This window comes from Cellulomonas sp. P2_F12, assembly GCF_056403775.1.
The window spans coordinates 142,675-163,615 of sequence record NZ_JBFUEV010000003.1 but is presented as its reverse complement, the minus strand read 5'-3'; the positions used below and the strand labels follow the sequence as shown (position 1 = coordinate 163,615).

Genomic DNA, 20,941 nt, shown 5'->3' with positions numbered 1-20,941 from the left:
GCTAGCCCGCCACGCGGTACCCGGCGCCGCGGACCGTCTCGACGACGTCACGGCCGAGCTTGCGGCGCAGGTAGCCGACGTACACCTCGACGACGTTGACGTCCTCGCCCGTGCCGTCCCACACGTGGTCGCGCAGCTCCACCTTGCCCACCACGCGGTCGGCGTGGTGCATGAGGTACTCCAGCAGGGCCAGCTCGCGGGTGGTCAGCGCCACCGGGTCGCCGCCGTGACTCACGCTGCGCGTCGCGGGGTCGAGCACCAGGGTGCCGACCGTGAGCACCGGCGGGCGGACCTGACCCTGCCGTCGCAGCAGCGCGCGCAGGCGCGAGACCAGCACGACGAACGCGAACGGCTTGGTCAGGTAGTCGTCGGCCCCGACGTCGAGGCCGTCCGCGACGTCGTACTCGCCGTCCTTCGCACTGAGCATGAGCACCGGCGTCCACACGTCCCGCGCGCGCAGCTCGGTCACGACGTCGTACCCGTTGCGCCGGGGCAGCATGACGTCCAGCACGATCGCGTCGTAGGTGTCCTCGGAGGCCAGCTCGAGCCCCCGCTCGCCGTCGTAGGCCACGTCGACCGCAAACCCCTCGGCGGTCAGGCCGCGGTGCAGGGCGCGCACGAGCCCGCGCTCGTCGTCGACCACCAGGACCCGCACCTCGCCAGCATCGCACTGCCCGGACCACGGGGGCGCACGATGCTCTCAGCATGGCCTCAGCAGGCACGATGCACAGTTGGTCCTATGACCGAGTCCCGCCGCACCCTCTCGCCCCGAGCCCGCTGGGCCGTCCCCGTGGTCGCCGCCGTCGCGGTCGGCCTGGCATTCGTCGCACCGCCGCTGCTCGCCTCCGCCGGCGACGAGGGCCTGCCGACGATCAGCCCCGAGGACCTCGCCGCCAAGGTGGCCTCCGCGGAGCCGTCGCCGCTGTCCGGGACCGTCGTCTACACCGCGCGGCTCGGGCTGCCGGAGCTCCCGTTCGGCGACGTCGGGGGCGCCGACCCGATCGCGCTGCTCAGCGGCTCGTCGACGATGCGCGTCTGGTCGGACGGCGGTGAGCGCTCACGCGTCGCGCTGCTGGGGCCGACGTCCGAGTACTCCGTGGTGCAGGACGGCCCGCAGGCGTGGACGTACTCGAGCACCGACGACGCCGTCGTGCACTACAGCCTCAGCGCCGCCGACGCCGCGCGCTACGACGACCTGTCCGCGCAGGCGCAGGCCGGCCAGCTGCCGGTGCAGAGCGACCTGCCGACGCCCGCCGAGGCCGGACGTGAGGCCGTCGGGCTGGCCAAGGCGTCGTCGAGCGTGACGCTGGACTCCGAGACGCAGGTCGCCGGGCACGCCGCCTACCAGCTCGTGGTGACGCCGACCAGCCAGACGACCCTCGTCGGGAGGATCGTGGTGGCCGTGGACGCAAAGACCTCGACGCCCCTGCGCGTGCAGGTGTGGAGCAAGGCCGACACCCAGACGCCCGCGCTCGAGATCGGGTTCACCGACGTGTCGTTCGCGACGCCGGCCGACTCCGTCCTGGCGTTCTCGGCGCCGGCCGGTGCGTCCACCCGGGACGTCGTCGTGCCGCTCCCCGAGGAGCCCGCCGCCACCCTGCCCGACGCCCAGACCCACCAGCTGCCCGACGGGGTGACCGTGACCGGCACCGGCTGGGACACCGTCGTGCAGTCCTCCGGGATCGACGTCGCCGCGCTGCTCGCCGGCGACCCGACCGCCGCCGCCGGCCTGCCCGGCGTCGACAAGTCGTTCGGCTCGCAGGGCGCCGAGCAGCTGTACAACGAGTTCGTGCCGAAGGACGGATCGGGCGGCCCGATGGGCTCCCTCGACACGTCCGCGCTGTACGACGCGCTGACCACGACGGTCCCCGAGGGCCGGCTGCTCTCGTCGGCGCTGCTGTCCGTGCTCGTCACCGACGACGGCCGCGTGCTGGTCGGCGCCGTGCCCGGCGCGACCCTCCAGGCCCTGGCGGCGAAGTGACGGAACCGTCGACCGCGGCCGTGCCCCCAGCGGGCGCGGCCGCGCCCGACCTCGCGATCCGCACGGAGGGCCTGACCAAGCGGTTCCGGTCGGGGCAGGTGGCCGTCGACGCGATCGACCTGCAGGTCCCGCGCGGGGCCGTCTACGGCTTCATCGGGCCCAACGGCTCGGGCAAGACGACGACGATCCGCATGCTGCTCGGCCTGGTGCGACCGACCAGCGGGCGCGCGTTCCTGCTGGGGTCGCCGATGCCCGAGGGCGGCGCCGTCGTGCTGCCCCGGGTCGGCGCGCTGGTCGAGGGCCCGGCGTTCCACCCGTACCTGACCGGCCGCGCCAACCTGGGCCGGCTGGACGCGAGCGACGCCACCGCGGACCCGGCGACCGCCCGCCGGCGGACCGACGAGGCGCTGGAGCGCGTGGGCCTGGGTGCCGCGGCCGCCAAGCCGTACCGGCAGTACTCGCTGGGCATGAAGCAGCGGCTCGGGCTGGCGGCGGCCCTGCTGCGGCCGCGCGAGCTGCTGGTGCTCGACGAGCCGACCAACGGGCTCGACCCGCAGGGCACGCGCGAGGTGCGCAACCTCGTGCGGGAGCTGGCCGACCAGGGCACCACGGTGCTGGTCTCGTCGCACCTGCTGGCCGAGATCGAGCAGGTCTGCTCGCACGTCGGGATCATGGGCCGCGGTCACCTGCTGATGCAGGGCGATCGCGCCGCGCTCACCGACCGCGGCGCGGCCCGGGTGTCGGTGCAGACGTCGGCCGACCACGTCGGGGCCGCCGCCGAGGTGCTCACCGGCCTGGGGGTGACCGAGGTCCGCGCCACCGGCGTCACCGTCAGCGGCCTGCTGAGCGGCGTGCCGCCCGAGAAGGTGTCGGCCGCCCTGGTGCACGCGGGCGTCGACCTGCTGGGCCTCGAGGTCCGCCGGCCCAACCTCGAGCAGATCTTCGTCGGCCTGACCGGGGAGGGCTTCGATGTCGCTCGTTGAGCTGGCGCCCCCGCGTCGCGGTTCGCTCCTGCGGCTCACCCGCAGCGAGCTGCGCCTGGTGCTGGGCCGACGCCGCAACCTCGTCCTGCTGTGCGGCCTCGCGCTGGTCCCGCTGCTGCTGGGCACGGTCCTGTTCCTCACGGAGGACTCCGCGCTGGACGGCCAGGGGCCCGGGTTCATCGGGCAGGTCACCGGCAACGGGCTGTTCCTGGTCGTCGCGTCCCTGTTCCTCTGCCTGCCGTTCCTGTTGCCGCTGACCATCGGGATCGCGTCCGGCGACGCGATCGCCGGCGAGGCGTCGACCGGCACGCTGCGCTACCTGCTGACCGTGCCCGTGGCGCGGGGTCGGCTGCTCGCGGTCAAGGCCGTCGGCGCGCTCGCGTTCGCGGCGTCGGCCGTGCTGGCCATCGCGATCGTCGGCCTGGTGACCGGGGGCGCCTACTTCGGGCTGCACGGCGTCACGCTGCTGTCCGGGACCACGGTGCCGCTGGGCGCCGGGGTGCTCCGGATCGCCGGCGTCGTGGCCTACGTGGGGCTCTCGATGACCGGGCTGGTCGCCGTCGGGCTGTTCTTCTCGACGCTCACCGAGGTGCCGGTCGGCGCCATGGCCGCGACGGTCGTGACCGCGATCGTCTGCGGCGTGCTCGACCAGCTTCCCCAGCTGCACGCGATCGCGCCCGCGCTGCTGACCCACCACTGGCTCGACTTCGCGGAGTTCCTGCGGCTCGAGCCCGACTGGGGGGTGCTCGGCCAGGGGCTCGCGCTGCAGGTCGCGTGGGTGGTGATCTTCGGCGCGCTGGCGTGGAGCCGGTTCACGACGGCGGACGTGTCGAGCTGACGGTTCGGTACCGCCGGCCGCGTTCCGCTGAGGGCAGACGCGGCGCGACGACGCCCGGCCCGGATCGCGGGCTAGCGTGGCCGGAAGACCTGCCGCACCCTCCGGAGGACGCGATGACCCCGCACCTGACGCACCTCGAGCACCGGCCCGAGCCGCTGCTCCGGCGCCTCGTCGGCGCGATCCTGCGGGAGCACCGCGAGCGCGCCGGCCGCACGCTGCGCGACGTCGCGACGGACGCCCGCGTGTCCATCGCGTACCTGTCGGAGGTGGAGCGCGGTCGCAAGGAGGCCTCGTCCGAAGTGCTGGCCGCCGTGTGCCGGGCGCTCGGGCTGCGGCTCGTCGACCTCATCGGCACCGCGCACGCGCAGCTCGCCCTCGCCGAGGGGCGCGTCGTCGTCGACCTCACGGCACCCGCCCCGGGCGAGAGGGTCACCGCGGCGGCCGGGCGCGAGCTCGCCGGCGTCACGACGCTGACGGCCCGCGGCCCCGTCCGTCCCGAGGACGCCCCCGTGCTCACCAGCATCACGTCGCTGACGGCACGGGCCGACGCCGGCCGCCTCGGCGACGCGCTCCTGCTCGCCGCCTGAGCAGGGAGCGCGCCGACCACCTCACGCCAGCGGAGGAACCTCCTTGAGCGTCGTCACCACGCGGTCCGCCAGGCCGTAGTCGACGGCCTGCTGCGCCGTGAGGATGAGGTCGCGCTCGGTGTCGGTGCGCAGCCGAGCCAGCGGCTGACCGGTGTGGCGGTGCAGGATCTCGTCCACCTGCTCGCGCAGCCGGCCGATCTCGCGGGCCTGGATCTCGAGGTCCGCCGCCGTGCCCTCCCCGCCGCCGGACGGCTGGTGGAGCAGCACCCGCGCGTGCTCGAGCACGTGACGGTTGCCGGGCGTCCCGGCCGCCAGCAGGACCGCCGCGGCGGAGGCGGCCTGGCCGAGGCAGAACGTCGCCACGGTCGGCTTGATGTACTGCATGGTGTCGTACACCGCCAGCAGCGCGGTGATCGAGCCGCCCGGCGAGTTGATGTACAGGTGGATCGGCGAGTCCTGGCTCTCCGACTGCAGGTGCAGCAGCTGCGCGATGACCACGTTGGCGACGCCGTCGTCGATCTCGGTGCCCAGGAAGATGATCCGGTCGCTGAGCAGCCGCGAGTAGACGTCGGACGCCCGCTCCCCCGTGGGCCGCTGCTCGATCACCACGGGGATCGTGTACTGGCCGGCCATCACAGGCCTGCTCGCCGCAGGTGCGCGTCGGGGCGGACGTCGTCGAGGTGCTCCACGACGCGGTCGATGAACCCGTAGGCGACGGCCTCGTCGGCGGTGAACCAGCGGTCGCGGTCGGCGTCACGCTCGATCGTCTCGACCGACTGACCCGTGTGCTCGGCGGTGAGCGACTGCATGGTGCGCTTCACGTGGGCCATGTTCTGCGCCTGGATGGCGATGTCGATGGCGGTGCCGCCGATGCCGCCGGACGGCTGGTGCATGAGCACCCGCGAGTGCCGCAGCGCGAACCGCTTCCCTGGCGTGCCCGCGCTGAGCAGGAACTGGGCGGCGCTCGCGGCCAGGCCCATCGCCAGCGTGGAGACGTCGTTGGGGATGAGCCGCATGGTGTCGTACATCGCGAGCGCCGCGCTGACGGAGCCGCCCGGCGAGTTGATGTAGAGCGCGATGTCGCGGCGCGGGTCCTCCGCCGACAGCAGCAGCAGCTGGGCGCAGACGCGGTTGGCGATGGTGTCGTCGACCTCCTGGCCCAGCACCACGATGCGCTGGTGCAGGAGGCGGGTGGACAGGTCGTCGTCGAACGGGCGGAGCGGTGGTGCCTCCGCGGCGCGGGCCGTGATCATGAGTACCTCCCTGGTCGGTGCGGGACTCCTCGACCGTGGCACGCGGCCGGGCCCGTCGACCCCCGGGTCTGCCGTGGGCGGATCTGCCGACGGCAGACGCGATTAGCCTCGAGCCGATGGAGGTCACGGTGCCCGCAGTCCCGATCGAGCTGAGGTCCGACTGCGCGCGGTGCGTCGGGCTGTGCTGCGTCGCGCTGCCGTTCGCGCGGTCGTCGGACTTCGCCTTCGACAAGCCCGCAGGCGAGCCGTGCCGCCACCTCGAGGCCGACTTCCGGTGCGGGATCCATGCCGCGCTGCGGGATCGCGGGATGCCCGGGTGCACCGCGTACGAGTGCTTCGGCGCAGGTCAGCACGTCACGCAGGGCACGTTCGGCGACCGCAGCTGGCGCGAGGACACCACGCTGGCGGCCGAGATGTTCGCGGTGTTCCCCGTCATGCGGCACCTGCACGAGCTGCTGGCCTACCTGGCGGAGGCGGTGGCGCTCCCGGCGGCGTCCGCGGTGCGGGGCGGTCTGGTCGGGCTTCGCGACGAGATCGCGACGCTCGCCGGCGGGGACGCCGAGGCCCTCGGGCGGGTCGACGTCGCAGCCCTGCGCGGCCGGGTCGGGCCGCTGCTCGCCCGCGCCGGCGCGCTGGCCCGGAACCCGGGGGGCAGGAACCTGCGCGACGCGGACCTCGTCGGCAAGGACCTGCGCGACGCCGACCTGCGCCGCGCCGACCTGCGCGGTGCCTACCTGCTCGGTGCGGATCTGCGGGGGGCGGACCTGCGGCTGGCCGACCTGCTCGGCGCCGACCTGCGCGGCGCCCGGCTCCACGGCGCCGACCTGACGGGCGCGCTGTTCCTCACGCCGCCGCAGGTCGCGGCGGCACAGGGCGACCCGGCCACCCGCCTGCCGCCCGGGCTCGTCGCGCCCGCGCACTGGGGTTGATCGAGCACGGAGGTGGATGTCGAGATCCGGGTCGCGGCTCCGACCACCTCACGACCGACGACGCACCGCCGCCCGGCACCGCGTCGCAGACACCGGAGGTACTCACGATGCAGACCATCAGCCCGTTCCTGTGGTTCGACGACGAGGCCGAGCAGGCCGCCGAGCGCTACGTCTCGATCTTCCCGCGCTCCCGCATCCTCTCCGTCACCCGCTACGGCGAGGGCGCTCCGCAGCCGGCGGGCACCGCGCTCAGCGTGAGCTTCGTGCTCGACGGCCTGGAGCTCCAGGCGCTGAACGGCGGCCCGATGTACCGCTTCACCGAGGCGTTCTCGCTGATGGTGTCGGTGCCGGACCAGGAGGAGAACGACCGCGTCTGGGACGCCCTGCTCGCCGACGGCGGGGAGCCCGGCGCCTGCGGGTGGCTCAAGGACCGCTGGGGCCTGTCCTGGCAGGTCACCCCGACGGCCCTGCCCGAGCTGCTGAGCGACCCCGACCCCGGCCGCGCGGGTCGTGCGACGGCCGCGATGCTCACCATGGGCAAGATCGACATCGCCGCGCTGCGTGCGGCGGCGGACGGCACGGCCGTGGCCTCCGCCTAGGCGGCCGGCCCGGCACCCGGTCAGGGGCGCCGGGCCGACGTCGCGCGTCAGCCGAGGTCCGCCACGCGCGCGACGGCCGGGGCGACGCGGTCGCGCACCCACGCGGACAGGCTCGTCGCCGGCGGCCGCAGGATGACCGTCTCGACGCCCAGCGCGGCGTACGGCCGCAGGTCCTCGACGAACTGGTCGACGTCGCCCCGCAGCAGCGCGTCGCCGCCGTGCAGCATGGTCACGCGGATCTCGGCGGGGTCGCGGCCGAGGTCCTCGCAGTGGTCGCGCAGCACCTCGAGCTTGTGCGACACGCCCTCCGGGCTCGTCGCGAAGAGGTTGCACGCGTCGCCGTACTGGGCGACGAGACGCAGCGTCTTGCGCTCGCCGCCACCGCCGATGAGGATCTCGGGCCGCTTCAGCGGCTGCGGCGAGCACAGGGTCTGCGCCAGCTGGTAGTGCTTGCCTACGAAGGGCCCGTCGTCGCTCGGGTCCCACATCTGGCGACAGATCTGCAGCGTCTCCTCGAGCCGCTCGAACCGCTCGGCCAGCGGTGGGTACGGCACGCCCATCGCGAGGTGCTCCTCCTCGTACCAGGCGGCCCCGAGGCCCATGGTCGCCCGGCCGCCGCTGAGCACGTCGAGCGTGGCGCCGATCTTGGCCAGCAGGCCGGGGTGCCGGTAGGTCACACCGGTGACCAGCACACCGAGCTGGACGTTCGAGGTCACGCCGGCCAGGTAGCCCAGGGTGGTGTAGGCCTCGAGCATCGGGTCGTCGGCCGGGAACCCGGCCGCGACCATCTGGAAGTAGTGGTCCATGACCGAGACCCAGGCGACGCCCGCCTCGTCGGCGGCCGACGCCGTGTCCGCCAGCTCCTGACGGAGCTGGGACGGCTGGACCGAGTCGAATCGCATGAGGTGGACACCGACGCGCACGGGGGGACTCCTTCGGCAGGGGGCTTTCCTGCAGCGTGCCCCTTCGAGTGCGCTCGAAGTCAAGCCGAACGGGTCAGTGCACCACCCAGTCGGACAGGACCAGCAGCACCACGTCCACGGCGGCGATCGCGATGGCGAACGTGAACGGCAGGCGGCTGCGACCGCCGCCGAGGGCCAGCACCGTGCCCACGATCGTCAGGCCGACGGCGGCGACCAGCGCGGCCGCTGCGGCCGCCCGCGGAGGACCGGCCGGCGCCAGCACCAGCAGCACGGTCGCGGCGACCAGCGCCAGGGCCGTGCCGATGCTCGTCGCCGTCCCGCCCACGCGGTGCGGCAGGCCCCGGACGCCGGTCGCGCGGTCGTCCTGCAGGTCCGGCACCACGTTCGCGCCGTGCGCACCGATGCCCAGCAGCGCCCCGGCGGTCATCGCCCACCAGGCCGCGACCGGAGCACCGGGCAGGGCGAGTGCGATGGCCAGCGGCAGGAACCCGAACGAGAACGCGTACGGCGCCCACGACCAGGGGGTGCTCTTGAGCCGGACGTTGTACGCCCACGCGGAGGCCACCGTCGCCAGGTGCACCAGCCCGGCCCGCCAGCCGAGCGCGAGCGAGAGGACCACGCAGGCCGCGGCCGCGCTCCAGGCGGCCGCACGGACGGTCGAGACCGCCAGCCGGCCGGTGCCGACGGGCTTGTCCGTCCGGCCCACCTCCGCGTCGCGCGCGGCGTCGATCCAGTCGTTGGACCAGCCGACCGAGAGCTGCCCCGCCAGGATCGCGGCCCCGACCAGCACGGTCGTGCGCGCGGGGGCACCCGCCCCGGCCGCCATCGCGACGGAGAAGACGGTCACCGCGACGGTGGGGCCGGGGTGGCAGGCCAGCGCCAGGTCGACGGCGCGGCGCAGCCGGGTACGGGCCTGCGGCTCGTCCGGCATGGCGCACCTCCCGTCGGTTCGCATCCCTGCACCTGGCGGGTCATCGTCGCAGGTCGCGAGGCCGACGCACGCTGGGGAGAAGGTGTCTGCACCGCGACGGACCGCCGTCCCGCGTGACACGATGCCCGGATGGTGCGGATCGCCTCGATCGTCCCCGTCCTGCCCGGGCACGTCCACGCCCAGAGCGAGATCACCGCAGCGATCGCGCCGCTGCTCACGTCCGACCCGCGGCGCCTGGCGACGATCAGCCGGATCCACGCCGCGACCGGCATCGAGACCCGGCACCTGGCGCTGCCGCTCGAGGAGTACGCCGGGCTGACGTCCTTCAGCGCCGCCAACGACGCCTTCATCCGGGAGGGCACCACGCTGGCGGCGGACGCGTGCCGCCGGGCCCTCGCGGCGGCGGGGCTGCAGGCCGCCGACGTCGACTTCCTGCTGTTCACGTCCATCACCGGGATCGCGACCCCGTCGCTGGACGCGCTCCTGGTCGAGCGCCTCGGGATGCGCCCCGACGTCAAGCGCGTCCCCGTGTTCGGCCTCGGCTGCGTCGCCGGCGCCGCGGGGATCGCCCGGGTGCGGGACTACCTGCAGGGGCACCCCGGCGACGTGGCGCTCCTCGTGTCCGTCGAGCTGTGCTCGCTGACCCTCCAGCACGGCGACGACTCGATGGCCAACATCGTCTCGAGCGGCCTGTTCGGGGACGGCGCCGCGGCCGTCGTCATGGTGGGCAGCGACCGCGCGGCCGACGTCGACGGGGGCGTCGACGTCGTCGCGGCGCGCAGCGCGCTGTACCCCGACACCGGCGGAGCGCTGGGCTGGGACATCGGCGGCAGCGGCTTCCGGATCGTGCTGGCGGCCAGCCTCGCCGACATCGTCGAACGACACCTCGGGCCGGGCGTCGTCGACCTGCTCGCGGCCCACGACCTCAAGGTCCCCGACGTCGCCACCTGGGTGGCCCACACCGGCGGCCCGAAGATCCTGCAGGCCGCGGCCCGCGCGCTCGAGCTGCCCGAGGACGCGTTCGCCGCGAGCTGGCGGTCGCTGGCCCGCGTCGGCAACCTCAGCTCGTCCGGCGTGCTGCACGTGCTCGCCGACGAGCTGGACACCGGCGGCCAGATCCCCGGCTCGGCGGGCGTCCTGTTCGCCATCGGCCCCGGCGTGTGCGCCGAGACCGTCCTGCTGCGCTGGCCCGAGGAGCCGTAGGTGATCCCGTACGACTGGCTGATCGTCGTCGTCGCACTCGAGCGTCTGGCCGAGCTGGTGGTGTCGCAGCGGCACGTGCGCTGGGCGTTCGCGCACGGCGGCGTCGAGACCGGTCAGCGGCACTACCCGCCGATGGTGGCCCTGCACACCGGCCTGCTGGTGGCGTGCGTGGTCGAGGTGCACGTGGCGGACCGGCCGTTCCTGCCGGTGCTCGGGTGGACGGCGCTGGCGTTCGTCGTGGCGGCGAACGCGCTGCGGTGGTGGTGCATCGCGACGTTGGGCAACCAGTGGAGCACCCGGGTCATCGTCGTCCCCGGCGCGGCGCTGGTCCGGCGCGGTCCGTACCGCTGGCTGAGCCATCCGAACTACGTCGCCGTGGCGGTGGAGGGCGCGGCGCTCCCCCTGGTGCACACCGCCTGGGTCACCGCCGTCGCGTTCACGCTGCTCAACGCCGTGCTGCTGCTCGGGTTCCGCATCCCGACCGAGGAGCGCGCGCTGCGGTCGGTGGGCGCAGAGGCATGACGCCCGACGCCGACCTGCTGGTCATCGGCGGCGGGCCGGTCGGGCTCGCCGTCGCGATCGAGGGCCGGCTGGCGGGGCTGTCGGTGATCGTCCTGGAGCCGCGCGCCACGCCCGTGGACAAGGCCTGCGGCGAGGGGCTCATGCCCGGCGCCGTCGCCGCGCTGGCGGAGCTCGGCGTGCACCCCGACGGTCACGTCCTCACCGGGATCCGGTACCTGCGCGGTCCTCGCGTGGCGGACCACCTGTTCGCGACCGCCACCGGGCTCGGCGTGCGCAGGACGGTGCTGCACGCCGCGCTGGCCCGCCGCGCGGCCGAGCTGGGAGCCGTCGTGGTGCCCGGGCGGGGCGGCGCCGTCGAGCAGGACGCGTCGGCCGTGTGGTGCGGGGGCATCCGCGGCCGGTGGCTGATGGCGTGCGACGGCCTGCACTCGACCGTCCGCCGCCAGGTGGACCTGGCCGTGCGCCGGCGCGACGACGGGCGGCGCTTCGGGGTCCGCCGACACTTCCGGGTGGCGCCGTGGACCGACCTGGTCGAGGTGCACTGGGGGCGGTCCGTGGAGGCGTACGTGACGCCGGTCGCCGACGACGTCGTCGGCGTCGCACTGCTGGGACCCCCCCACCACGACTACGAGCGGACGCTCGACTCGTTCGGCGCCCTGCGCCGCCACCTCGGCGACGCCGAGACGCTCGGCCCGGCCCGCGGCGCCGGCCCGCTGCACCAGCAGACGTCCCGCCGCACCGCCGGCCGGGTGCGCCTGGTCGGGGACGCGTCCGGGTACGTCGACGCGCTGACCGGCGAGGGCGTGCGCGTCGGGCTCGCGCAGGCGAGGGCGGCCGTCGCCACGCTGGGCGAGGACGTCTCCCGCTCCAACGCCGCCTACGAGAAGGCCTGGACGGCCGCCACGCGGGACTACCGGGTGCTCACCCGCGGCCTGCTCGCGGCCGCCCGCTCTCCCCTGCGCCGCGGCATCGTGCCCCTGGCGTCGGCCGCTCCCGGGCTCTACGGGACGGTCGTGGAGCGCCTGGCGCGCTGAGCATCACCAGGGCACGACGCCCGACCGGTCGGTGAACGTGCCGGTCGGCGCGCCGGGCTCGACGGTCGCGGCCGCGACCACGGCGTCGGTGCCCTCCTGCACGGTCTGCGTCCCGCGGAACCCGTTGAGGGCCGTGCCCGTGTACCCGGGGTCGACGGCGTTCACCTGGTAGCCGGGCAGCGCCCTGGCGTACTGCGACGTGATCATGTTCAGCGCCGTCTTCGACGACGGGTACACCAGCCCGAGCAGCGTGGACTCGAACCGGGCCGGGTCGCTCGTGATCGCGAGCGAGCCCATGCCGCTGGACACCATGACCACGCGCGGCTGCGCGGACCGGTCGAGCAGCGGCAGGAACGCGTGGGTCGTCCGCACGGGGCCGAGGACGTTGACGCCGTAGACCCGCAGGAAGTCGGTCGCCGTGGTCTCGCGCGGGTCGCGCAGGCCGCCGGAGATCCCCGCGTTGTTGACCAGCACGTCGAGCCGCCCGCTGTGCTCGTCGATGGTGCGTGCGGCGGCCTCGACCGACGCGTCGTCGGTGACGTCGAGCTGGACGACGCGGACGTCGCCGTCGATCTCGTCGGCGAGCAGCCCGCCCTGTGCGACGTCGCGCGCGCCGAGCCAGACGGTCCAGCCGAGCGCGGCGAGGCGGCGGACGGTCTGCGTGCCGAGCCCCTGGGTGGCCCCCGTGACGAGGGCGATGGTGGTGGTGGTCATGACCCCACCGTGGGCCCTCGCCGCGACGGCTTCCAGTGCTGCCGGACCCTAGGACCGGCAGTACCCGGCTGGGGTGCAGCGCGTGAGGCATCCTGGGGCGATGGACCGGACCGAGCTCGCGCAGGTGCTCCGCCGAGCGCGCACGGCACTGTCGCCGCAGGACGTGGGGCTGCCGGCGGGCTCGCGTCGTCGGGTGGCGGGTCTGCGCCGCGAGGAGGTCGCGCAGCTGGCCGGCGTGAGCGTCGACTACGTGGTGCGCCTCGAGCAGGGCCGCGGACCGCACCCGTCGCCGCAGGTGCTCGCCGCGCTGGCCCGGGCGCTGCGGATGGACGACGACGCCCGCGCGGAGCTGTTCCACCTGGCCGGCAACGCGCCGCCGCTGCCCGGCCGGATCGACGAGCACGTGCGGCCGAGCGTGCAGCGCCTGCTGGACCGGCTGGACGACCTGCCGACGATGGTGCTGAGCGCGCGCGGCGACATCCTCGCCTGGAACGCGATGGCCTCCGCGCTGCTCGGGGACTGGTCGCTGCTCCCTCGTCGGCAGCGCAACATCATCTGGCTCCGGTTCCTGGGCACGCCCGACCCGCGTCGCAGCCGGGTCGCGATGGGTGACGAGGAGCGGGCCGCGACCGAGGCCCAGTCGGTGGCCACCCTGCGGGCCACCGCCGCCCGCTACCCGCGGGACCCGTCGGTGCGCGACCTGGTCAGCGAGCTGCGCCGCGGCAGCCCGCGCTTCGACGAGCTGTGGCGGGCCGGCGGCTCGTCGACGTCCTGGCCGTTCCAGGGCAAGACGATCGACCACCCGAGCCTCGGGCTGATCCGCCTCGACTGCGACGCCCTGCACGTGCCGGACAGCGACCAGACCGTGATCGTCTACTCGGCCGAACCGGGCTCGCCCGACGCCGACTCGCTGGCGCTGGTGCGGGTGCTGGGCACGCAGTCGATGAGCACCGCCGGCTGACTCAGACCCCGAACGCCGCCGGCCCCTCGGGCGCCAGCGCGCGGGCGATCCGCGCGTGCATCTCCGCCGACATCGGCGGCAACGCGTCCAGCGCGAACCAGGCCGCCTCGGTGTTCTCGCCGTCGGCGGGGAACGGCTCGCCCGAGACGTAGCGGAACCGGAACGTGTGGTCGAGGTACTGCGCGCGGTCGCCGTTGTCGTACCTCATCGGCGGCAGCACGTGCACCCAGACCAGCCGCTCCGGCACGGCGACGACCGACGCCTCCTCGAGCACCTCGCGCGCGCCCGCGACGGACGGCTCCTCCCCCGGGTCGACGATCCCGGTCACCGGCGTCCACTCGCCGTTGTCGGCGCGGCGCACCAGCAGCAGGCGACCGTCGTCCCGCACCACGACGGCGGTGACGCCGGGGAGCCAGAGGAGGTCATGACCGACGGCGGCGCGCAGCGCGAGGACGTACTCGGGGGTGGGCACCGGCCGATCGTACGAGGGCGGTTCGGGGACCGGCCCGGGGAAGGGGACAATGGGGCACATGAACCAGCCCCGCATGAACGTCGAGTCGTTCAACCTCGACCACCGGACCGTGGCCGCGCCGTACGTGCGCCTGGCCGACACCAAGCACCTTCCCGCCGGTGACGTGATCCAGAAGTACGACGTCCGGTTCACGCAGCCCAACGTCGCGCACCTCGAGATGCCGACGGTCCACTCGCTCGAGCACCTGTTCGCGGAGCACTCCCGCAACCACTCGGACCGGGTCATCGACTTCTCGCCGATGGGCTGCCAGACCGGGTTCTACCTGATCCTGCAGGGCGAGTGGGCGTACGACGACGTGCTCGGCCTGGTCCAGGACACGCTCACGGACATCACGACGGCGACCGAGGTCCCCGCGGCCAACGAGGTCCAGTGCGGCTGGGGCGCCAACCACACGCTCGAGGGCGCGCAGGACGCGGCGCGGACGTTCCTGGCGGCCCGCGAGGAGTGGGCGCAGGTCAGCGCAGCCACGGCATGATCGCCGTCGACGCCGTCATCGTCACCGCGATGGCCGACGAGTCCGCCGCGTTCCTCACGCGTGCGGACGTCGTCGGCGACCCGACCGCGATGGGCCACGCCGAGCACCGGCTGCTGACCATCTGCGGCCGGCAGGTGCTGCTGGTGCAGTGCGGCATCGGCCTGGTGAACTCGGCGACGGCGGCGGCGGTCGCCATCCAGGGCACGCACCCGCGCGCGGTGATCAGCGCGGGCAGCGCGGGCGGCGTGGGCCTGGACGTCCGGGTCGGCGACGTGGTGGTCGGGTCCGAGTACGTCTACTCCGGCGCCGACGCCCGAGCGTTCGGGTACGAGCTGGGCCAGGTGCCCGGCATGCCCGAGGTGTACGAGGCGGAGCAGATCCTGCACGACGCCGCCGCGACCGCGAGCGTCGACCTGCGCATCCTGTCCGGGACCGTCCTGTCCGGGGACTCGTTCATCGACGCCAGCCGGATCGACCGGATCCGCGCGGCCTTCCCGGGCGCCATGGCGACCGACATGGAGTCGGCGGCGCTGGCCCACACCGCCCACCTGTACGGCGTGCCGTTCCTGTCGGTCCGCGGCATCTCGGACCTCTGCGGCCCGGTGGCCGGCGCCGACTTCCTCACGCACGTGGACGACGCCGCGGACCGCTCCGCGACCGTCGTCATCGAGGTCCTGCGACGGCTCGCCGTCGGGGACATGGCCCACGCACGCTGACCGACAGCCCCCACCAGGAAGCGACCCATGACGCAGAACCACCCCGTCCGCGTGCACCCGAGCGCCGACCGCCTGGCGCGCACCGACCAGCTGGCCTGGGCTATCGCCGAGGTCGCCGCCGACCCGGTCGCCGTGCCGGACGAGGTGGTCGACATGATCATCAACCGCGTGATCGACAACGCCGCGGTCACCGTCGCGTCGCTGACCCGCACTCCCCCGTCGGCCGCCCGCGCGCAGGCCCTCGCCCACCCGTACGCGGGCCCGAAGCACGGGGCGACGGTCTCCGGCGTCGCGCCCACCACGGTCGTCAGCCCCGAGTGGGCCGCCTGGGCCAACGGCGTGGCGGTCCGCGAGCTCGACTACCACGACACGTTCCTCGCGGCCGACTACTCCCACCCCGGCGACAACATCCCGCCGATCGTCGCGGTCGCCCAGCACACGGGGCGTTCGGGCCAGGAGCTGGTCCGCGCCATCGCCACCGGCTACGAGATCCAGGTCGACCTGGTGCGGGCCATCAGCCTGCACGCGCACAAGATCGACCACGTCGCGCACCTGGGCCCGTCGGTGGCCGCGGGCCTCGGCACGCTGCTCGGCCTGTCCCCCGAGGTGATCTTCCACGCGGTCGGCCAGGCGCTGCACACCACGACGGCGACGCGGCAGTCGCGCAAGGGCGAGATCTCGAGCTGGAAGGCCTACGCGCCCGCGTTCGCGGGCAAGGTCGCCATCGAGGCGGTCGACCGCGCGATGCGCGGCGAGACGTCGCCGACGCCCATCTACGAGGGTGAGGACGGCGTCATCGCGTGGATGCTGGACGGGCCCGACGCCGCGTACGACGTGCCGCTGCCGGCCCCCGGCGAGCCCAAGACGGCGATCCTCGACACGTACACCAAGGAGCACTCGGCGGAGTACCAGTCGCAGGCGCTCATCGACCTGGCCCGGCGCCTGCACGGCGAGCGCCCGGACCTCACGGACCCGGCGAACGTGGCGTCGATCGTCATCCACACCTCGCACCACACGCACTACGTGATCGGCTCGGGCGCCAACGACCCGCAGAAGTACGACCCGACCGCGTCGCGCGAGACGCTCGACCACTCGATCCCGTACATCTTCACGGTCGCGCTGCAGGACGGCGCGTGGCACCACGTCGACTCGTACGCGCCGTCGCGCGCGGGCCGGGCGGACACCATCGCGCTCTGGCTCAAGGTCACGACGACCGAGGACCCGGAGTGGACGCGCCGCTACCACTCGACGGACCCGGACGAGAAGGCGTTCGGCGGCCGGGTGGTCATCACCACCACGTCGGGTGAGGTCGTGGAGGCCGAGATCGCGGTCGCCGACGCCCACCCGCTGGGCGCCCGGCCCTTCGCCCGGGAGCAGTACGTGGCGAAGTTCCGGACCCTCGCGGCCGGCGTGCTCGACGACGCGGAGATCGAGCGGTTCCTCGACGTCGCCCAGCGCCTGCCCTCCCTGACGGCCGACGAGCTCGCCGGCCTCACCGTCGTCGCCCCCGCCGGTCTGCTCGACACGGTGGTCACCCCGGAAGGACTCTTCTGATGCTCTACGCGACGACCACCGCGGCGGACAAGCGCGTCGCGCTGCGCGAGGGCCTGGCCAGCGGGCGGCTGCTCCGGCTTCCCGGCGCGTTCAACCCGCTCTCGGCTCGGCTGATCGAGGCCAAGGGGTTCGACGGTGTCTACGTCTCGGGCGCGGTGCTGGCCGCCGACCTGGGCCTGCCCGACATCGGCCTGACCACCGCCACGGAGGTCACCCAGCGGGCCGGCCAGATCGCCCGCATGACGGGCCTGCCCGCGATCGTCGACGCCGACACGGGCTTCGGCGAGCCCATGAACGTCGCGCGGACCATCCAGGGCCTCGAGGACGCCGGCCTGGCCGGCTGCCACATCGAGGACCAGGTCAACCCGAAGCGGTGCGGGCACCTCGACGGCAAGGCAGTGGTCGACGAGGACACGGCTCTCAAGCGCATCAAGGCGGCCGTCGACGGGCGCCGGGACCCCAACTTCCTCGTGATGGCCCGGACCGACATCCGCGCGGTCGACGGGCTGGCCGCGGCGATCGACCGCGCGAAGGCACTGGTCGACGCCGGCGCCGACGCGATCTTCCCCGAGGCGCTCACCAGCCCCGAGGAGTTCGCGGCCGTGCGGGCCGCGGTCGACGTGCCCCTGCTTGCCAACATGACGGAGTTCGGCAAGGGCGAGCTGCTCACCGCGCAGCAGCTCGAGGACATCGGCATCAACATCGTCATCTACCCGGTGACGCTGCTGCGCCTGGCCATGGGCGCGGCGATGCGCGGGCTCGACCAGATCCTCGCCGAGGGCACGCAGGCCGGGCTGCTGGACCAGATGCAGACCCGCGCCGAGCTCTACGAGCTGCTCGACTACGAGTCCTACAACCACTTCGACGCGGACGTGTTCAACTTCCGCCTCTGAGGCTCCGGGTCAGCCGCCCACCAGCGCGCGGAGCTGCGCGTGCACGGTCTCCAGCGGCTCGAGGTCCCGGGCGGCCCGCGCCAGCACGACCGCGCCCTCGGTCGACGCGATCACCAGCGTCGCCACGGCGCGGGCGTCGCCGGCCAGGCCCGCCTCGCTCAGCAGCTCGGCCAGCTGGTCGCGCCATGCGCGGAAGATCGCGGCGGCCTGGTCGAGCCGCTGCTCGTCGTCGTCGGTGACGACCGTGCCGAGCACCGAGCAGCCGACCCCGAACGACGAGCGCACCAGCACCGCGCGCCACATCGCGACGAAGCCGTCGAGCACGTCGAGCGCCGACCCGCCGGCCAGGTGGTCGAGTCCCGCGACGGCACGGGCGCCGGCCAGGGCGACGGCCTCGGCGACCAGCTGGTCCTTGCCCTCGGGGAAGTGGTGGTAGATCGACCCCCGCGGCGCGCCCGAGTGCGCGAGCACGTGCGCGAACGACGCACGGCCGACCCCTCCCCGCGCCAGGAGCACCGTCGCGGACTGCACCATCCGGCTGCGCGGATCGTCGGCTGCCATGCCTCTTCCCTTCTGCCGCCCGGCGATTATGATGATCGTCATAGTACCCGTGCAGGTCGCTCCGGAGGTTCCGCCATGCCCATGATCGACGTCTACGCCGCCACCGGGACGTTCCCCGACACGCACGCCCTCGCCGCGGAGCTGGCCCGGACGGTGATGGAGGTCGAGCAGGTGCCCGACATCCCGATGTTCCGGCAGAACACGGCCGCGTTCGTGCACGAGCTCCCCGCCGCCGCCCTGGCGAACGTCGACGGCGTCAGCACGTACGTCCGCGTCCAGGTGCTCACCAACGCCGGCGCCCTCGACCGCGACAAGCAGCTCGCGGTCGTGCGCCGCCTGACGGACGCCGTCGTGGCCGCGGCCGGGGACCCCGGGCTCGCGGAGCGGACGTGGGTGCTGCTGACCGAGGCGCCCGCCGGTGGCTGGGGGCTGTGGGGCCACGCGCACACCAACGACGAGCTCGTGGCGGCCGCCCGCGCGCAGATCGCGAGCCTGCAGGGCTGACGGTCCTTCTGCTCCGACGGGCGGGTTCGAGTGGCGATGCGGGCGGTCGATGGGGGCATGATGCTCCAGTCACGAGCATCACCATCACTGCCGATGGAGGCACCTGCATGACCGAGTCCGACGTCCAGATCCACAAGGGCCTGGCGGGGGTGGTCGTCGACACCACCGAGATCTCCTCCGTGGACGCCGCCAGCAACTCGTTGCTCTACCGCGGCTACCCGGTGCAACAGCTGGCCGCGCAGCGCTCGTTCGAGGAGGTCGCGTACCTGCTCTGGCACGGCGAGCTCCCCGACGCCGCGCAGCTGGCCGAGCTGCAGGCAGCCGAGCGGTCGCAGCGGGCCCTGGACGACCGCGTCGTGCAGGCGGTCCGGTCGCTGCCGACGACCTGCCACCCGATGGACGTCGTGCGCACCGCCGTCAGCGTGATCGGCGCGCACGACCCGCGCGCCGAGGACTCGTCGCGCGAGGCGAACCTGGCCAAGTCGATCAGCCTGCTCGCGCAGCTGCCCGGGATCGTCGCCCTCGACCAGCGCCGGCGCCGCGGGCAGGAGCCCGTGGAGCCGCGCGACGACCTCGGGTTCGCGGAGAACTTCCTGTGGGTCACGTTCGGCGAGGTGCCCGACCCCGTCGTGGCGCACGCGTTCGAGGTGTCGATGGTGCTGTACGCCGAGCACTCGTTCAACGCCTCGACGTTCACCGCCCGGGTCATCGCGTCCACGCTCTCGGACCTGCACTCGGCGGTCACGGGAGCCGTCGGCGCGCTCAAGGGGCCGCTGCACGGCGGGGCCAACGAGGCCGTCATGGAGACGTTCGCGGAGATCCGCACGGCCGACCGCGCGGCCGCCTGGCTGGACGATGCCCTGGCGAGCAAGCGCAAGATCATGGGCTTCGGCCACCGGGTCTACAAGCACGGCGACTCGCGCGTGCCCACGATGCGCGAGTCGCTGGTGACCCTGGTCGAGCACTACGACCGCCCGGACATGCTGGACCTGTACGACGCCCTCGAGTCGGCGATGACCGAGCGCAAGAACATCCTGCCCAACCTCGACTACCCCACCGGCCCGGCGTACCACCTCATGGGCTTCGACACCCCGACGTTCACGCCGCTGTTCGTCGCCAGCCGGGTCACGGGCTGGACCGCGCACGTCATGGAGCAGCTGGGTGCGAACTCACTGATCCGACCGCTGAGCCAGTACGTGGGGTCGGCGCGCCGGGACGTGCCCTGAGCCCGGCGGGCGGGGCCGCGAAGACGACCGTGCGCTGCAGCTGGTAGCTCGCGGCGAACAGGGCCGCCTCGGTGAGCACCTTGGCGGGCAGCAGGGCCAGGCCCAGGCCGGTCAGGGCGGTGAGCACCCCGAAGTTGGCGGCCAGGAGGGTGCCCGCGAGCACGCCGTACTGGGCGGCGGCGGACCGCAGGGACTTGGCCCGGCCGCCGGCGAACACGAGTCGACGGTTGGCGACGAAGTTGACGGACGAGCTGAGCCCGCGCGCGACCAGCACCGACGGCAGCAGCGCGCCGGTCAGCGCCATCATCGCGAGCAGGGCCACGGTGTCGACCAGGAACGCGGCGAACGACGACAGGGAGAACCGGAGCAGCGGCGCGTACACGCGGGCCGAGTCGACGACCGGCCGGAAGTGCGACGACGCGTTCTCGTCGAGGTAGACCGTCTCGATCTCGACCTCGTCGACCTCGATCCCGTCCTGCGACGCGCGCAGCAGCAGGTCGAGCTCGTACTCGAACCGCTCGCCGTCGACCCCTTGCAGCCAGCCGAGCATCGACGCCGGGTATCCGCGCAGGCCGGTCTGGGTGTCGTGCACCGGGAGCCCGGTCGCGGTCCTGACCAGCACGCCGGTCACCAAGTTGCCCAGCCGGCTGCGCAGCGGGACGCGGCCAGTGAACCGCCGGGCACCGAGGACCATCGCCCCCTGGGCGTGCGCGACGCGGTCGGCCACACGGAGGATGTCGACCACGAGGTGCTGCCCGTCGCAGTCGGCGCACACGACGTCCTCCCCGGCGCACCGCTCGGCCAGGTACGCGAACCCGACCTTGAGCGCGTGGCCCTTGCCCCGGTTCACGGGGTATCCGACGACCGTGGCGCCCAGGGCCTCGGCCTGCTCGAACGCCCGGGCGTAGGCCGGACCGCTGCCGTCGTCGACCACCAGGACGGGAAGGTCGGCGCTGCGCAGGGCAGCCACCAGGACCGGCAACCGCTCGTCGGGCTCGTACGCCGGGATCAGCACGTACATC

25 protein-coding genes are annotated in these 20,941 nt (G+C 74.0%); 16 read left to right on the top strand and 9 right to left on the bottom strand.

Features of this window, described 5'->3' with window-relative positions; all coding sequences use genetic code 11:
• Position 1: 1 nt before the first annotated feature.
• A complete protein-coding gene (locus tag AC1DWH_RS08830; protein WP_456844623.1) occupies positions 2 to 655 on the bottom strand; it encodes a response regulator transcription factor in 654 nt (217 codons plus the stop codon).
• A gap of 84 nt (positions 656 to 739) precedes the next feature.
• Between AC1DWH_RS08830 and AC1DWH_RS08825 the strand changes: the two genes are divergently transcribed.
• The 4 genes from AC1DWH_RS08825 (at position 740) to AC1DWH_RS08810 (ending at position 4,389) form a co-directional block, all read left to right on the top strand.
• A complete protein-coding gene (locus tag AC1DWH_RS08825; protein ID WP_477093368.1) occupies positions 740 to 1,981 on the top strand; it encodes a LolA family protein in 1,242 nt (413 codons plus the stop codon).
• Between the two features lie 20 nt (positions 1,982 to 2,001).
• Positions 2,002 to 2,964 (top strand): ABC transporter ATP-binding protein, encoded by a 963-nt coding sequence (locus AC1DWH_RS08820; RefSeq protein ID WP_456844625.1) that lies wholly within the window; start codon positions 2,002 to 2,004, stop codon positions 2,962 to 2,964.
• Entirely contained in the window at positions 2,951 to 3,802 is an 852-nt protein-coding gene (locus tag AC1DWH_RS08815) for an ABC transporter permease (protein WP_456844626.1), read from the top strand. Before AC1DWH_RS08820 ends, AC1DWH_RS08815 begins: the two co-directional genes overlap by 14 nt.
• A 113-nt stretch (positions 3,803 to 3,915) precedes the next feature.
• Positions 3,916 to 4,389 carry a helix-turn-helix domain-containing protein gene (locus AC1DWH_RS08810; RefSeq protein WP_477093367.1) on the top strand — a complete coding sequence of 158 codons (474 nt, stop codon included), beginning with the start codon at positions 3,916 to 3,918 and terminating at the stop codon, positions 4,387 to 4,389.
• Positions 4,390 to 4,410: 21 nt separating this feature from the next.
• Here AC1DWH_RS08810 and AC1DWH_RS08805 read toward each other — a convergent pair whose 3' ends face one another.
• On the bottom strand, positions 4,411 to 5,022 hold the full coding sequence (locus tag AC1DWH_RS08805) for a ClpP family protease (protein ID WP_477093366.1): 612 nt from the start codon (positions 5,020 to 5,022) through the stop codon (positions 4,411 to 4,413).
• Positions 5,022 to 5,642, bottom strand: a complete 621-nt coding sequence (locus AC1DWH_RS08800) for a ClpP family protease (RefSeq protein WP_456844629.1) — start codon at positions 5,640 to 5,642, stop codon at positions 5,022 to 5,024. Before AC1DWH_RS08800 ends, AC1DWH_RS08805 begins: the two co-directional genes overlap by 1 nt.
• 116 nt (positions 5,643 to 5,758) lie before the next feature.
• On the opposite strand from AC1DWH_RS08800, the gene AC1DWH_RS08795 reads away from it, so the two are divergent.
• Complete coding sequence (locus AC1DWH_RS08795) at positions 5,759 to 6,571, top strand: pentapeptide repeat-containing protein (RefSeq protein ID WP_477093365.1); 813 nt, start codon at positions 5,759 to 5,761, stop codon at positions 6,569 to 6,571.
• Between the two features lie 107 nt (positions 6,572 to 6,678).
• Positions 6,679 to 7,170, top strand: coding sequence for a VOC family protein (locus tag AC1DWH_RS08790; RefSeq protein ID WP_477093364.1), 492 nt, complete (start codon positions 6,679 to 6,681; stop codon positions 7,168 to 7,170).
• A gap of 47 nt (positions 7,171 to 7,217) precedes the next feature.
• Here the strand turns inward: AC1DWH_RS08790 and AC1DWH_RS08785 are convergent, their stop codons facing one another.
• Positions 7,218 to 8,093, bottom strand: a complete 876-nt coding sequence (locus tag AC1DWH_RS08785; protein ID WP_477093363.1) for an LLM class F420-dependent oxidoreductase — start codon at positions 8,091 to 8,093, stop codon at positions 7,218 to 7,220.
• 73 nt (positions 8,094 to 8,166) lie between these two features.
• On the bottom strand, positions 8,167 to 9,024 hold the full coding sequence (locus AC1DWH_RS08780; protein WP_477093362.1) for a UbiA family prenyltransferase: 858 nt from the start codon (positions 9,022 to 9,024) through the stop codon (positions 8,167 to 8,169).
• A 129-nt stretch (positions 9,025 to 9,153) separates the two neighbouring features.
• Between AC1DWH_RS08780 and AC1DWH_RS08775 the strand changes: the two genes are divergently transcribed.
• The 3 genes from AC1DWH_RS08775 to AC1DWH_RS08765 are packed head-to-tail and all read left to right on the top strand — an operon-like array spanning position 9,154 to position 11,783.
• On the top strand, positions 9,154 to 10,227 hold the full coding sequence (locus AC1DWH_RS08775) for a type III polyketide synthase (RefSeq protein WP_477093361.1): 1,074 nt from the start codon (positions 9,154 to 9,156) through the stop codon (positions 10,225 to 10,227).
• Entirely contained in the window at positions 10,228 to 10,749 is a 522-nt protein-coding gene (locus AC1DWH_RS08770; protein ID WP_477093360.1) for an isoprenylcysteine carboxyl methyltransferase family protein, read from the top strand.
• The gene (locus AC1DWH_RS08765) at positions 10,746 to 11,783 is read left to right on the top strand and encodes an NAD(P)/FAD-dependent oxidoreductase (RefSeq protein ID WP_477093359.1); all 1,038 of its coding nucleotides are present in this window, start codon (positions 10,746 to 10,748) and stop codon (positions 11,781 to 11,783) included. The genes AC1DWH_RS08770 and AC1DWH_RS08765 overlap by 4 nt, the downstream gene beginning before the upstream one ends.
• A 3-nt stretch (positions 11,784 to 11,786) precedes the next feature.
• Here AC1DWH_RS08765 and AC1DWH_RS08760 read toward each other — a convergent pair whose 3' ends face one another.
• Positions 11,787 to 12,497, bottom strand: coding sequence for an SDR family NAD(P)-dependent oxidoreductase (locus tag AC1DWH_RS08760; RefSeq protein WP_477093358.1), 711 nt, complete (start codon positions 12,495 to 12,497; stop codon positions 11,787 to 11,789).
• A gap of 100 nt (positions 12,498 to 12,597) precedes the next feature.
• Here AC1DWH_RS08760 and AC1DWH_RS08755 point away from each other — a divergent pair, with 100 nt between their 5' ends.
• The gene (locus AC1DWH_RS08755) at positions 12,598 to 13,458 is read left to right on the top strand and encodes a helix-turn-helix transcriptional regulator (RefSeq protein ID WP_477093357.1); all 861 of its coding nucleotides are present in this window, start codon (positions 12,598 to 12,600) and stop codon (positions 13,456 to 13,458) included.
• Position 13,459: 1 nt separating this feature from the next.
• Here AC1DWH_RS08755 and AC1DWH_RS08750 read toward each other — a convergent pair whose 3' ends face one another.
• Positions 13,460 to 13,930 carry an NUDIX hydrolase gene (locus tag AC1DWH_RS08750; protein ID WP_477093356.1) on the bottom strand — a complete coding sequence of 157 codons (471 nt, stop codon included), beginning with the start codon at positions 13,928 to 13,930 and terminating at the stop codon, positions 13,460 to 13,462.
• Positions 13,931 to 13,988: 58 nt separating this feature from the next.
• Here AC1DWH_RS08750 and AC1DWH_RS08745 point away from each other — a divergent pair, with 58 nt between their 5' ends.
• Genes AC1DWH_RS08745 through prpB form a run of 4 tightly spaced genes read left to right on the top strand, consistent with a single transcriptional unit; the run spans position 13,989 to position 17,628 of the window.
• Positions 13,989 to 14,465: an S-ribosylhomocysteine lyase gene (locus AC1DWH_RS08745; protein ID WP_456845359.1), complete on the top strand. Its 477-nt coding sequence runs from the start codon at positions 13,989 to 13,991 to the stop codon at positions 14,463 to 14,465.
• Positions 14,462 to 15,181: a 5'-methylthioadenosine/S-adenosylhomocysteine nucleosidase gene (gene mtnN / locus AC1DWH_RS08740; protein ID WP_456845358.1), complete on the top strand. Its 720-nt coding sequence runs from the start codon at positions 14,462 to 14,464 to the stop codon at positions 15,179 to 15,181. Before AC1DWH_RS08745 ends, mtnN begins: the two co-directional genes overlap by 4 nt.
• Positions 15,182 to 15,208: 27 nt before the next feature.
• Entirely contained in the window at positions 15,209 to 16,735 is a 1,527-nt protein-coding gene (locus AC1DWH_RS08735; RefSeq protein WP_477093355.1) for an MmgE/PrpD family protein, read from the top strand.
• Positions 16,735 to 17,628, top strand: coding sequence for a methylisocitrate lyase (prpB, locus tag AC1DWH_RS08730; RefSeq protein WP_477093354.1), 894 nt, complete (start codon positions 16,735 to 16,737; stop codon positions 17,626 to 17,628). The genes AC1DWH_RS08735 and prpB overlap by 1 nt, the downstream gene beginning before the upstream one ends.
• Positions 17,629 to 17,637: 9 nt before the next feature.
• Here prpB and AC1DWH_RS08725 read toward each other — a convergent pair whose 3' ends face one another.
• Positions 17,638 to 18,189, bottom strand: a complete 552-nt coding sequence (locus AC1DWH_RS08725) for a TetR/AcrR family transcriptional regulator (RefSeq protein ID WP_477093353.1) — start codon at positions 18,187 to 18,189, stop codon at positions 17,638 to 17,640.
• A 75-nt stretch (positions 18,190 to 18,264) separates the two neighbouring features.
• Here AC1DWH_RS08725 and AC1DWH_RS08720 point away from each other — a divergent pair, with 75 nt between their 5' ends.
• Together AC1DWH_RS08720 and AC1DWH_RS08715 are read left to right on the top strand one after the other, a co-directional pair.
• Positions 18,265 to 18,693: a tautomerase family protein gene (locus AC1DWH_RS08720; protein WP_477093352.1), complete on the top strand. Its 429-nt coding sequence runs from the start codon at positions 18,265 to 18,267 to the stop codon at positions 18,691 to 18,693.
• 107 nt (positions 18,694 to 18,800) lie between these two features.
• Positions 18,801 to 19,919, top strand: coding sequence for a bifunctional 2-methylcitrate synthase/citrate synthase (locus AC1DWH_RS08715; RefSeq protein WP_477093351.1), 1,119 nt, complete (start codon positions 18,801 to 18,803; stop codon positions 19,917 to 19,919).
• On the opposite strand, the gene AC1DWH_RS08710 is transcribed toward AC1DWH_RS08715, so the two are convergent.
• Complete coding sequence (locus tag AC1DWH_RS08710; RefSeq protein ID WP_477093350.1) at positions 19,840 to 20,940, bottom strand: GtrA family protein; 1,101 nt, start codon at positions 20,938 to 20,940, stop codon at positions 19,840 to 19,842. The two genes, AC1DWH_RS08715 and AC1DWH_RS08710, sit on opposite strands and share 80 nt — an antisense overlap.
• Position 20,941 lies beyond the last annotated feature (1 nt).